The 12,992-nt window shown below is 38.0% G+C and carries 13 protein-coding genes; 12 read left to right on the top strand and 1 reads right to left on the bottom strand.

Going from position 1 to position 12,992, the window contains the following annotated elements; all coding sequences use genetic code 11:
• The first annotated feature begins 60 nt into the window (after window positions 1-60).
• Window positions 61-255, top strand: a complete 195-nt coding sequence (locus FZ954_RS08825) for a DUF951 domain-containing protein (RefSeq protein WP_015604158.1) — start codon at window positions 61-63, stop codon at window positions 253-255.
• A gap of 90 nt (window positions 256-345) precedes the next feature.
• On the opposite strand, the gene FZ954_RS08820 is transcribed toward FZ954_RS08825, so the two are convergent.
• Window positions 346-840 (bottom strand): DUF1307 domain-containing protein, encoded by a 495-nt coding sequence (locus FZ954_RS08820; RefSeq protein WP_148878106.1) that lies wholly within the window; start codon window positions 838-840, stop codon window positions 346-348.
• A 165-nt stretch (window positions 841-1,005) separates the two neighbouring features.
• Between FZ954_RS08820 and ychF the strand changes: the two genes are divergently transcribed.
• The 11 genes from ychF to FZ954_RS08765 all read left to right on the top strand — a co-directional run bounded on the left by ychF (window position 1,006) and on the right by FZ954_RS08765 (window position 12,889).
• Window positions 1,006-2,121, top strand: a complete 1,116-nt coding sequence (gene ychF, locus FZ954_RS08815) for a redox-regulated ATPase YchF (protein WP_125388440.1) — start codon at window positions 1,006-1,008, stop codon at window positions 2,119-2,121.
• A 72-nt stretch (window positions 2,122-2,193) separates the two neighbouring features.
• A complete protein-coding gene (gene pth, locus FZ954_RS08810; RefSeq protein WP_148878105.1) occupies window positions 2,194-2,763 on the top strand; it encodes an aminoacyl-tRNA hydrolase in 570 nt (189 codons plus the stop codon).
• Entirely contained in the window at window positions 2,756-6,259 is a 3,504-nt protein-coding gene (mfd, locus tag FZ954_RS08805) for a transcription-repair coupling factor (RefSeq protein ID WP_148878104.1), read from the top strand. Before pth ends, mfd begins: the two co-directional genes overlap by 8 nt.
• Before the next feature lie 88 nt (window positions 6,260-6,347).
• Complete coding sequence (locus FZ954_RS08800; RefSeq protein ID WP_005591371.1) at window positions 6,348-6,614, top strand: RNA-binding S4 domain-containing protein; 267 nt, start codon at window positions 6,348-6,350, stop codon at window positions 6,612-6,614.
• A complete protein-coding gene (locus FZ954_RS08795) occupies window positions 6,607-6,975 on the top strand; it encodes a septum formation initiator family protein (RefSeq protein WP_045499867.1) in 369 nt (122 codons plus the stop codon). Before FZ954_RS08800 ends, FZ954_RS08795 begins: the two co-directional genes overlap by 8 nt.
• Before the next feature lie 2 nt (window positions 6,976-6,977).
• Entirely contained in the window at window positions 6,978-7,106 is a 129-nt protein-coding gene (locus FZ954_RS11995) for an SP_0009 family protein (protein ID WP_125372373.1), read from the top strand.
• Entirely contained in the window at window positions 7,099-8,382 is a 1,284-nt protein-coding gene (locus FZ954_RS08785) for a serine hydrolase (protein WP_148878103.1), read from the top strand. Before FZ954_RS11995 ends, FZ954_RS08785 begins: the two co-directional genes overlap by 8 nt.
• Window positions 8,379-9,653: a tRNA lysidine(34) synthetase TilS gene (gene tilS / locus FZ954_RS08780; protein ID WP_148878102.1), complete on the top strand. Its 1,275-nt coding sequence runs from the start codon at window positions 8,379-8,381 to the stop codon at window positions 9,651-9,653. The genes FZ954_RS08785 and tilS overlap by 4 nt, the downstream gene beginning before the upstream one ends.
• A gap of 8 nt (window positions 9,654-9,661) precedes the next feature.
• Window positions 9,662-10,204, top strand: coding sequence for a hypoxanthine phosphoribosyltransferase (gene hpt, locus FZ954_RS08775; protein WP_048765820.1), 543 nt, complete (start codon window positions 9,662-9,664; stop codon window positions 10,202-10,204).
• A 17-nt stretch (window positions 10,205-10,221) separates the two neighbouring features.
• Window positions 10,222-12,189 carry an ATP-dependent zinc metalloprotease FtsH gene (ftsH, locus tag FZ954_RS08770; RefSeq protein ID WP_148878101.1) on the top strand — a complete coding sequence of 656 codons (1,968 nt, stop codon included), beginning with the start codon at window positions 10,222-10,224 and terminating at the stop codon, window positions 12,187-12,189.
• Window positions 12,190-12,406: 217 nt separating this feature from the next.
• Window positions 12,407-12,889 carry a sigma-70 family RNA polymerase sigma factor gene (locus tag FZ954_RS08765; RefSeq protein ID WP_045497765.1) on the top strand — a complete coding sequence of 161 codons (483 nt, stop codon included), beginning with the start codon at window positions 12,407-12,409 and terminating at the stop codon, window positions 12,887-12,889.
• Window positions 12,890-12,992: the final 103 nt, after the last annotated feature.

The raw sequence follows: 12,992 nt of genomic DNA, 5'->3' as shown, positions 1-12,992 counted from the left end.
GAGAGAAGCGCCAATCTGTATTTTTAAGATAATAAAAAAAGATTGTCAAAAGGAGAGAAGATGTACGAACTTGGAACTTTTGTAGAAATGAAAAAGCCCCATGCCTGTACCATTAAGTCAACGGGCAAAAAGGCCAATCGTTGGGAAGTCATCCGCATGGGAGCAGATATCAAGATTCGCTGCAGCAACTGCGAACACGTTGTCATGATGAGCAGGTATGATTTTGAAAGAAAAATGAAGAAGGTCATCGAATAGTCCACTTTTTTGACTTAGCCCAATTTTGAATGACCTATCTCATCAACAAAGAACGGATAAGACCAAGAAAGTCTTATCCGTTTTCTGCATTTATTTTAGTTCTTCAAATTTGCCGTCTTTGACTTCTTTATAACCAGAAGCTTCAAGAGATTTTACCGTTTCTTTATAACTGATATAATTAGCTTTTTGGTCTCCATCTATTTGGATAAGTTGTTTGCTTTTCAGTTCTGAAATATCTGCCTTGCTAAAATCCATCGTCATCTTTTGCGTCAAATGATCGTCTTTATACTCGATTTTATTAGTAAGTCCTTTAATATTTTCCAGGGTTTTCATGTAGCCCCCAATTTGCTCTTTGGCGGTATCTTTTGTCAATCCGATAGGCTCATAATAGAAAACATTGCTGGTTTCATTGTTCAGCAAATCATCGCCCTTATACTCAAGAGTGATCCGGCTGTCTTGCTTGGTCTTTTGGTCAATCAATTGAAAATAGGATTTTTTAGGACTGCTACTGCAGGCAGCTAAAAAAAGTAAAGTAAACATGGTCAAGAAAGAAAGAACAAAGGTTTTAATTGTCATTTTTTTCATGGCTAACTCCTTTTATCAAAATATTAACTATATTATATCATTTTTTGTAGAAAATATTTTTATTTCTATCCAGAAAGCAGGAAATTTTTCATTCAAATCCGCTGTTTAGGATAAGGATTTATGGTATAATGGTTTGGATTGAAAAGATGAATGGAGAAGATACGAATGGCTTTAACAGCAGGGATTGTTGGACTGCCTAATGTGGGCAAGTCAACTTTATTTAATGCAATTACAAAAGCAGGGGCAGAAGCTGCCAACTACCCTTTTGCGACCATTGATCCAAATGTCGGTCGGGTAGAAGTGCCAGATGCTCGTTTGGACAAATTAACAGAATTGATTAAACCTCAAAAGAAGGTTCCCACTACATTTGAATTTACAGATATTGCTGGTATTGTAAAGGGAGCTTCAAAAGGAGAAGGTCTGGGAAATAAATTCTTGGCCAATATCCGTGAAGTGGATGCTATCGTCCATGTAGTCCGCGCCTTTGATGATGAAAATGTCATGCGGGAACAGGGCCGTGAGTCTGACTTCGTTGACCCTATGGCTGATATCGAGACCATAAACCTGGAGCTTATTTTGGCCGATCTGGAAAGCATTAACAAACGCTATGCGCGTGTTGAGAAGATGGCTCGCACCCAGAAGGATAAGGACTCAGTTGCAGAATTTAATGTTTTGCAGAAAATCAAACCTGTTCTGGAAGATGGTCTGTCAGCTCGGACAGTTGAATTTACAGAAGAAGAGCAAAAAATCGTCAAAGGCCTTTTTCTTTTAACGACTAAGCCAGTTCTCTATGTGGCCAATGTCGGTGAAGATGAGGTGGCTGATCCAGACAATATTGACTATGTGAAGCAGATTCGCGCATTTGCAGCTACAGAAAATGCTGAGGTTGTTGTCATCTCAGCGCGTGCAGAGGAAGAAATTTCTGAACTGGATGATGAAGACAAAGCAGAATTTTTGGAAGCTATCGGCTTGACAGAGTCAGGTGTAGACAAATTGACACGTGCAGCCTATCATCTATTGGGACTTGGAACCTACTTTACCGCTGGTGAAAAGGAAGTCCGGGCTTGGACCTTCAAGCGTGGCATGAAAGCTCCTCAAGCAGCTGGTATCATTCACTCAGACTTTGAGAAAGGTTTCATCCGTGCAGTGACGATGTCTTATGATGATTTGGTGAAATATGGCTCTGAAAAGGCTGTAAAAGAAGCTGGCCGCTTGCGTGAAGAAGGAAAAGAATATATCGTTCAGGATGGCGATATTATGGAATTCCGCTTTAACGTGTAAATTAAGTGTAAAGTTAAAATACATAGGTTGGAAAGAAATTTCCAGCCCTTTTGGCTTTTATAAAGGAGTAAAATGACAAAATTAATTGTTGGATTGGGAAATCCAGGAGATAAATATTTCGAAACAAAACACAATGTTGGTTTTATGTTAGTTGACAAGATGTGTAAAGAATTAAATCTAAAGTTTACAGCAGATAAGATTTTTCAAGCAGAAATTACTTCAACTTTCTTAAATGGGGAAAAAGTCTATTTTGTAAAACCGACTACTTTTATGAATGAAAGTGGGAAAGCAGTCCATGCCCTGCTCACTTACTACGGCTTAGATGTAGATGACTTACTCGTTATTTATGATGATCTGGATATGGAAGTTGGGAAAATTCGCCTTCGTACCAAAGGTTCAGCTGGCGGGCACAATGGTATTAAGTCCATCATTAAACATATTGGAACACAGGAATTCAAGCGAGTAAAAATTGGCATAGGAAGACCTAAAAATAATATGTCAGTTATTCATCATGTTTTAGGGAAATTTGATCAGGAAGACTATATCAGTATTTTAAATACATTAGACAGAGTTGACAGTGCTGTAAATCATTATTTACAAACTGAGAATTTTGAGCAGACCATGCAACAATACAATGGATAAGACAATGACATTACTTGATATATTTGGTCGAAACCAACAAATTGTAGACTGGAAGCAACAATTACAAAAGAAGACCCGTCAGTTAGTGATGGGACTTTCAGCTTCAACAAAAGCTTTGGCGATTGCCAGTAGCTTAGAAGAGCAGGAGAAAATCCTAGTCATCACTTCGAGTCAAAATGAAGCAGAGCGTCTGGCTAGTGATTTGCTTTCTTTGTTGGGAGAAGAAAAAGTTTATACTTTCCTGGCAGATGATACCCCTTTGGCTGAGTTTGTTTTTTCATCGCAAGAAAAAATCTTTGCCAGATTAGAGGCCATGAATTTTTTATCGGACAAAGAGAAGAATGGGATTCTGATCATCAATGTCGCAGCCAGTCGCTTATTCTTGCCCCAGCCTGATATTTTTAAAAAATCTGAGCTTATCCTTTCTGTTACTGAAGAATATAACCTTGACAACCTAGTAAAGTCCTTGTCAAGTAATGGTTATAAAAAGGTTTCTCAGGTTCTCAGTCAAGGAGAGTATAGTCTGAGAGGGGATATTCTAGATATTTTTGAACGCTCGGCTCAATATCCTTATCGGATAGAGTTTTTTGGAGATGAGATTGATGGCATAAGGATTTTCAATCCTGAAAATCAACTTTCTCTTGAAAATGTGGAACAGATTTTGATAGAGCCTGTTACAGATCTTCTATTGACAGAAGAAGATTATGCAAGGGGACAGAAAAATCTAGAAGCGTCCCTCTCTACGGTTATTGATCCTTCTTTAAAATCCTATTTAGAAGAAGTATTAAGCTCTGTTAGAGAGCAATCTCATCATGCAGATATTCGCAAATTCCTTTCCTTTTTCTATCAGAAAGAATGGACTATTTTAGACTATCTACCAACTCACACTCCTATATTTTTTGATGATTTTCAAAAGATAATGGACAAGCATGCCCAGTTTGCATTAGAAGTTGCCAACATCTTGACAGATGATTTACAAAATAGTAAAGCACTGTCAAATCAACAATACTTTGCAAATAACTATCAGGACTATCGTAAATATAAACCTGCTACATTTTTTTCTAACTTCCACAAAGGCTTAGGAAATCTAAAATTTGATGCACTTTATCAATTCAATCAATATCCAATGCAGGAATTCTTTAGTCAGTTTCCTCTCTTAAGAGAAGAAATCAATCGTTTTAGGAAATCGGATTATACGGTAATCTTGCAGGCAAATTCAGACTCAAGTTTACAAAGTTTACATAAAAATTTACAGGATTATGAGATTCATTTAGATTACATCAAGGAAAAAGACATCCATGAAAAAGCTGTCCAGATCATAGAAGGAAATCTAGTTCAAGGATTTAATTTTGTCGATGAAAAAATCGTTTTGATTACTGAACATGAGATGATTCAGAAAAAAATCAAACGTAGGATTCGTCGTCAAAATATTTCTAATGCTGAAAGGCTGAAAGACTATAATGAGCTGGAAAAAGGCGACTATGTGGTTCATAATATCCATGGTATTGGTCGCTATTTAGGAATTGAAACGATTGAAGTTTCAGGAGTTCATCGAGATTATTTGACAATTCAGTATCAAAATGCAGATCGTATCTCCATTCCGGTGGATCAAATCAATCTTTTGTCTAAATATGTAGCTAGCGATGGAAAAGCACCTAAAATTAACAAGTTAAATGATGGGCGTTTCCAAAAAACGAAGCAAAAAGTACAACATCAGGTTGAAGATATTGCCGATGACCTTATTAAATTATATGCAGAGCGTAGTCAATTAAAAGGTTTTCAATTTTCTAGTGACGACCAGCATCAAGTAGAGTTTGACAATGCCTTTCCGTATGTGGAAACAGATGACCAACTCAGAAGTATCCAGGAAATCAAGAAGGATATGGAGAGTGACCGTCCTATGGATCGACTCTTGGTTGGAGATGTTGGTTTTGGGAAGACAGAGGTGGCTATGCGGGCTTCTTTTAAGGCTGTCAACGATCATAAACAGGTGGCTATCTTGGTTCCGACTACTGTTTTAGCTCAACAACACTACACAAACTTTAAAGAACGTTTCAATGATTTTGCCGTAAATGTCGATGTTCTCAGCCGTTTTAGAAGCAAAGGGGAGCAAAAAGAGACTCTGGAAAAATTGGAAAAAGGGCAGATTGATATTATTATCGGTACCCATCGCCTTCTATCAGCAGATGTAAAATTCTCCGATTTGGGACTACTGGTGATAGATGAAGAGCAGCGTTTCGGTGTCAAGCATAAGGAAAAGTTAAAGGAGCTTAAAAAGAAGGTTGATGTGCTGACCTTGACGGCCACCCCTATTCCACGAACCCTCCATATGTCGATGTTGGGAATTCGAGATTTATCGGTCATTGAAACACCACCGACAAATCGTTATCCAGTCCAAACCTATGTTTTAGAGAATAATAAGACAGTTATTCGGGATGCGGTTTTACGTGAAATAGACCGAGGCGGACAGGTTTACTACCTTTACAATAAAGTTGACACCATTGAGCAAAAAGTTTCAGAATTAAAAGAGTTGATTCCAGAGGCTTCAATGGGTTATGTTCATGGACAGATGACAGAGGTGCGTTTAGAAAATACCTTATTAGACTTTGTTAATGGCGAATATGATATTTTAGTTACAACAACGATCATCGAAACTGGTGTCGATATTCCAAATGCAAATACTCTCTTTATTGAAAATGCTGACCACATGGGTCTGTCAACCTTGTATCAACTTCGTGGCCGGGTTGGCCGCAGCAATCGAATTGCCTATGCCTATCTTATGTACCGACCAGATAAAACTCTAACTGAAGTTTCAGAAAAAAGACTAGAAGCCATTAAAGGATTTACTGAGCTAGGATCTGGATTTAAGATTGCTATGAGGGATTTGTCTATCCGAGGAGCGGGGAACATTTTAGGAAGTTCACAGTCTGGTTTCATTGATTCTGTAGGATTTGAAATGTATTCTCAGCTTTTAGAAGAAGCCATTGCTAAGAAACAAGGTAAGGAAACCAAGCGCCAAAAAAGCAATGCTGAAATCAATCTTCAGATTGATGCCTATCTTCCAAGTGATTATATTTCTGATGAGCGTCAGAAAATCGAGGTTTACAAGAGAATTCGTGAAATTGACAATCGTGTAAATTATGAACATCTGCAAGATGAATTGATTGACCGCTTTGGAGAATATCCGGATGTAGTAGCTTACCTACTGGAGATTGGTTTAGTCAAATCCTATCTTGATCAAGCCTTTGTGGCACTTGTTGAGCGGAAGCAAGAATCTGTCATCATTCGTTTTGAAAAAATTTCTCAGCAAATCTATCTGACCCAAGATTATTTTGAAGCTTTGTCAGCGACAAATCTAAAAGCTCGAATTGGAGAGCAGCAAGGCTTGATTGAAGTCATTTTTGATGTTCGGAATAAAAAAGATTTCGAGATTTTGGAAAACTTGCTGAACTTTGGTGAGAAACTGGTAGAAATCAAGAATCGAAAAGCTGAATAAACATTACAATTCGGTAAAATTTCAGCTTTTAAGCTTTGTTTCTTTCAAAAGAATGATAGAATATTAAGAGAAAATCGAGGAAAAGACTATGAGATTAGACAAATATTTAAAGGTATCACGCATTATCAAGCGGCGCCCTGTAGCTAAAGAGGTAGCAGATAAAGGCCGTATCAAGGTAAATGGAATCTTGGCAAAAAGTTCGACAGATTTGAAAATCAATGATCAAATTGAAGTTCGTTTTGGCAATAAGCTACTAACAGTGCGGGTTCTTGAGATGAAAGACAGCACTAAAAAAGAAGATGCTGCTAAAATGTATGAAATTATCAGTGAGACAAGGATCGAAGAAAATGTCTAGAAATATTGTTCAAATAAATAATCGCTTTATCCAAGATGAAAATCAGCGTCGCAGATACCTCGATGAGGAGCGTCGGAAACGAAATCGTTTTATGGGATGGGTTCTAATTTTAGTTATGCTACTTTTTATCCTTCCAGCCTATAATTTATACCAGAGCTACGAAACTTTACTTAATCGTCGTGCTCAATATGCACAACTACAAAAAAAATATGAAAAATTAGGTGAAGAAAAGAGCTATCAGTCTGATATTGCTACTAAGTTGAAAGATGACAGCTATGCTGCCAAATATGCTCGTGCCAAGTATTCTTTTTCAAAAGAAGGAGAATACATTTACACAACACCAGATTTATTACCACAATAATCATGGAAAATTTACTTCAAAATATAGAGAAATTTTTATCTTTTTCGGATGAAAAACTAGCAGAATTATCCGAAAAGAATCAAGCTTTAAAACTTCAAGAAACGAAAAAGGAAAGGGGAGGTCATGCGTAAGTTACTTTTGCTGATATTTTTACTGCCAGCTTTATGGAGCAGTCAAACAGCAATCAGTACTGAAAAGGAACTTGTTTTAGACGAAGAAGAAAAGTATCAGCTGACAGGTACAGCTTATGGCCGTTACCATACGAGTATCCCTACAAATCCTAATGTTTATGAAGAAACGCCTACTTTTACAGATGCTACTTTGACTAAGGTAGCTGGGAAACTTTTGCCAGATCAGCCACTAGAGCTGACAGAGTTGCACGTGAATGAGGCTGGAATTCCTATCTTTAAATTAAAGAATGGCCAGTTTGTAATTGCAGATAAGAATAGCATTTATGAGGATACTGTTCAGTCTATCACAGATGTCAAACAGGAAAGATGGCTGGCCCCTAACTATGTGCTCTACGATACTATCCCGATCAATTCTTCTAAAAAGATTGCAGCTAAACTACCTGCTTATAGCAAAGTAAAGGTGGTACAAATTGCTCAAACAGCTAAGGGAGAATATGCTAAAATTGAAGGTCAAGGTTGGGTTTCTGTTGATTTTCTTTCCCAAGAAGATAATCGGATGGAAAAGGTTCAGGAGCTTTTAAATTCTAAGTACAAAAAAGCTGACTTTTCTATTTATGTAAAACAGCTAGAAACGGGCAAAGAAGCAGGTATTAATCCAGATCAACAAATGTACTCAGCCAGTGTGACGAAAATTCCTTATCTTTATTATGCGCAGGAGCAACTGAACAACCATAGCCTTTCCTTGGATAAAAAGTTAAAATATACAGCGGCTGTCAATGATTTTGCAGGTGCCTATGACCCTGAGGGAAGCGGCAGTATTTCCAAATCAGCAAATGATAAGGAATATTCTGTGCAGGACTTAATCAATGGTGTAGCAAAAGAGTCGGATAATGTGGCCCACAATATCCTTGCCTACTATACAAGCAATCAATCTGATAGTCAATTTCAAAATACTATTGAAAAAATTGCGGGTAAAAAGTGGGATGTGGAAAGCAGACAAGCTTCAGCTCGAATGGCAGGCAATGTTATGGAAGCCATTTATAAGCAAAATGGCATGATTATCGATGCCTTATCTCAAACAAATTATGATAATCAGCGAATTTCTAAAAACATCAATGTAAAAGTTGCTCATAAAATTGGTGATGCTTACGACTTCAAGCATGATGTCGCTATTGTGTATGCGGATTCGCCATTTATCATTGCCATTCTTACGAATAATTCGGATTACGATACAATTTCTAAAATCGCAGATGATGTGTACGGAGTTCTGAAATGATCGATCAGAAGTTTCGCAAACAAATGCAGGAAAAGCGGTATTTTCAAAATCATCGAAAAGTGCTGGTAGCAGTTTCTGGTGGCTTGGATTCGATGACCTTGTTCCATCTTTTGTACCAGAACAGGGAAGAATTAGAGATTGAGCTGGGGATAGCGCATGTCAACCACAAGCAACGACCAGAGTCAAATATGGAAGAAAAAGAGCTGTCAAATTTTGCCCAGAAACTTGGTGTGAAATTTTTCAGCTCAAATTTTTCAGGTGATTTTTCCGAGGAAAAAGCTCGGCGATTTCGCTATCGTTTTTTTGAAGAAATCATGCTGACAGAAGGCTATACGGCCTTAGTAACGGCTCATCATGCTGATGATCAGGCCGAGACGGTGTTTATGAGGTTATTACGAGGAGCAAGGCTGCGCCACTTGTCTGGAATGACCGAGGTTCAACCTTTTGCAAATGGTGAATTAATCCGACCTCTGCTTTATTTTCATAAGCAAGATTTCCCTGATATTTTGCATTTTGAAGATAAGAGCAATCTTCAAAATGACTATCTCAGAAATCGGATTCGCAATCTTTATCTTCCCAGTCTTGAAAAGGAAAATCCACGCTTTAAGGATTCTCTGATTTCTTTAGGGAAAGAAGTTGGGAACTTACAGACAGCTCTGTCTCATCTGACGCAAGGTTTGGACATTACAAATCTTGAAGTGTTTGAGCGGCAAATTCCAGAAGTGCAAAATTTTCTCCTGCAGGAATATTTAAAGAAATTTCCTTCATTAAATATAAATAAAAAGCAATTTGAAGAAATCTTAGGAATCTTACGAACCAAGGCTAATTACCTCCACCCTTTAAAGGATGGATATGAGTTGGTGAAAGATTATAAGCATTTTGAAATCAGAAAAATCAGTCGTAGGTCTGATTTGAAAGTAGGCTCAATTCTGTTAGAATGTGGTAATCAACTTCAATTTTGGGACTATCAATTCTCATTTGGCACTCCTTTGGAGGGTGAAAATGTTCAAGCGATTGCAGTTTCACGTGAAACACCACTTCTTTTACGTCGCAGGAAAACAGGTGATTGTCTTCGTTTGAAGGGACATCACAAAAAACTTCGTCGGCTATTCATTGATCAAAAAATTCCATTTGAAGAACGCGAAAAAGCGATTGTTGTAGAGCAAAATCAGCAGATCTTGGCAATTGTAAATATCGCTATCAGTGATTTGAGTAAGGAATTAAAAAGTGATATAATAAGTACTGTACTTTATATTCAGAAAATTAGATAGGTAAAATTATGCTAGAACAAGATATTAAAAAAGTATTGGTTTCTCATGAGGAAATCGTAGCAGCGGCAAAAAAATTGGGCCAACAGTTGACAGCAGACTATCAAGGTAAAAAGCCTATTTTTGTAGGAATTTTGAAGGGTTCAGTTCCTTTTATGGCCGAATTAATCAAACACGTGGATACAGATATCGAATTAGATTTTATGCTGGTGTCTAGTTATCATGGCGGTACAACTAGTAGTGGCGTGATTAATATTATCAAAGATATTGATCAAGATATTACTGGTCGTGATATTCTTTTTGTCGAAGATATTATCGATACTGGCCAAACTTTGAAGAATTTGTGTAATTTATTCAAAGAAAGAAATGCAGCATCTGTAAAAATTGCTACGTTGTTGGATAAGCCAGAAGGACGCATTGTTGACATTGAGGCGGACTATACTTGCTTTACAATTCCAAATGAATTTGTAGTGGGTTATGGACTAGATTATGATGAGTATTATCGCAATCTTCCTTATGTAGGTGTTTTGAAAGAAGAAGTTTATACAAAATAAAGGTTTACTAGATATAAATGAAAAATAAACAAAATAATGGTTTTATAAAAAATCCTTTTCTCTATATTCTAACTATTGTAGTCCTTGTTACAGGTTTTCAGTATTTCTTTACAGGAAGTGCGACAGGCCGTAGCCAGCAAATCAACTACAGCCAATTAGTAAAAGAAATTCAAAATAATAATGTTACAGAGATGAGCTACCAGCCAAATGGTAGTATTATCGAGGTATCGGGTACTTACAAAAAACCTAAAGAATCAAAAGATACGACAGGAATCCTGTTTTTCAGTCCGGAAATCTCAAAAGTTAGCAGATTTACTAGTGTTGTTTTGCCATCAGATACAACAGTTTCTGATTTGCAAAAGCTAGCTGCTGAGCATGAGACAGAAGTGACTATTAAGCGTGAAAGCTCCAGTGGAATGTGGATTAATCTTTTGATCTCCTTGGTTCCATTTATCATCATCGCCTTCATCTTTATGTCTATGATGAATCAAGGCGGTGGCGGTGCTCGTGGCGCTATGAATTTTGGACGCAATAAAGCTCGTGCGGCCAATAAAGAAGATATCAAAGTACGCTTCTCAGATGTTGCTGGTGCAGAAGAGGAAAAACAAGAACTTGTTGAAGTTGTTGAATTCCTAAAAGATCCAAAACGTTATACTAAGCTGGGTGCTCGTATTCCGGCAGGTGTTCTTTTGGAAGGCCCTCCGGGGACTGGTAAGACCTTGCTTGCCAAGGCAGTTGCTGGTGAAGCAGGTGTTCCTTTCTTCAGCATATCAGGCTCTGACTTTGTTGAAATGTTTGTCGGTGTCGGAGCAAGCCGTGTTCGTTCTCTATTTGAAGATGCGAAAAAAGCGGCTCCTGCTATTATCTTCATAGATGAAATTGATGCCGTCGGTCGTCAGCGTGGTGTTGGACTCGGTGGCGGTAATGATGAACGGGAGCAAACTCTTAATCAGCTCTTGATTGAAATGGATGGTTTTGAAGGCAATGAAGGAATCATTATCATTGCGGCTACTAACCGTTCGGATGTTCTTGATCCAGCTCTTCTACGTCCAGGTCGTTTTGACAGAAAAGTTTTAGTTGGTCGCCCTGATGTGAAGGGTCGGGAAGCTATTCTTCGCGTTCATGCTAAAAATAAACCACTGGCTAAAAATGTTGATTTGAAACTAGTTGCTCAGCAGACACCTGGCTTTGTTGGTGCTGATTTGGAAAATGTCTTAAATGAGGCTGCCTTGGTTGCAGCTCGTCGTAATAAGAAAGTCATTGATGCAGATGATATTGATGAAGCAGAAGACAGAGTAATCGCAGGACCATCTAAGAAAGATAAAACCGTTTCAGAGCGTGATCGTCAGATTGTCGCTTACCATGAAGCGGGGCATACGATTGTCGGACTTGTTTTGTCCAATGCGCGTGTCGTACACAAGGTAACCATTGTGCCTCGTGGTCGTGCTGGCGGATATATGATTGCCCTGCCTAAAGAAGACCAAATGCTTCTGTCTAAAGAAGACATGAAAGAGCAATTGGCTGGTCTCATGGGTGGTCGTGTAGCTGAAGAGATCATTTTTAATGTCCAAACTACAGGAGCTTCCAATGACTTTGAACAAGCTACACAGATGGCGCGTGCAATGGTCACTGAATACGGTATGAGTGAAAAACTTGGCCCAGTCCAATACGAAGGTAACCATGCTATGTTTGGTGCACAAAGTCCTCAAAAATCAATTTCAGAGCAAACAGCCTATGAGATTGATGAGGAAGTTCGTTCATTACTAAATGAAGCACGAAACAAAGCAGCTGAGATTATTCAAGCAAATCGTGAAACCCATAAATTGATTGCAGAAGCATTGCTTAAATATGAAACGCTTGATAGCACCCAAATTAAATCTCTCTATGAAACAGGTCATATGCCAGAAGAATCTGAAAAAGATTTGGAACGAGAAGCACATGCCCTTTCCTATGATGAAATAAAATCCAAAATGGAAGAAAATTAAGAGATGCTTTTCTTATTAAATAGCTTGATTACTAATTGTGTAATCAAGCTATTTTTTTTTATTCTTTAAAGCCTAACATGTCATAAAAAGTCCCTGAGATGTCATAGATATTTTTGTTAGGTACCAGTTAGGGGATAAAATAGACAGGATGGAGGAATGCCCCCTGAAGGAGAAGATTTTCTTGTAGAATCATATTATCAAAGAAAAAGGAGATAACATGAACTTCAAGGAACGCTATGAGAAAGTGCAGTGGATCGTCCGGCGCTGTGCACGAGATTATTATGTACATTTATGGGAGAGTAGTGACTGGGAACAAGAAGGTATGCTGGTTTATCACCAGCTGGAAGAAAGTCATCCAGATATCAGTCAAGATGAAAGCCGCCTCTATCGTTACTTCAAGACAAAATTTCGGAATCATATTCATGACATTCTTCGCAAGCAAGAGAGCCAAAAACGCCGGTTTGATCGACAGTCTTATGAGGAAGTTGGTACCATTAGTCATAGACTGAGCAAGCGCGAACTAGCCTTAGATGATTTAGTCGCTCTTCGAAGTTCTCTAGCAGCCTACACTTCCAAGTTAGACAAAGAACAACTAGAATTATACCACCGCTTACTAGGCGACGAACGGTTTAAGGGACGTAAAAGACTGTTGCGAGAGTTAGAGGAATATTTAATAGACTTTAGCAGCACGGTGATATAGAGAATAAGGGAGAGGTAAGAGGGAGAGGATACCTTTCCCTTTTAGTTATTGATTTATCAGTGATATTGTAGGCATTAGGAAATAAATTTGTAAAAAAAAGATA

Origin of the sequence: Streptococcus sp. Marseille-P7375 (assembly GCF_902460365.1) — a bacterium.
In the GTDB taxonomy this organism is placed as follows: domain Bacteria; phylum Bacillota; class Bacilli; order Lactobacillales; family Streptococcaceae; genus Streptococcus; species Streptococcus cristatus_I.
The sequence above is the reverse complement of the archived record's forward strand: the minus strand, read 5'-3'. Positions and strand labels throughout refer to the sequence as shown.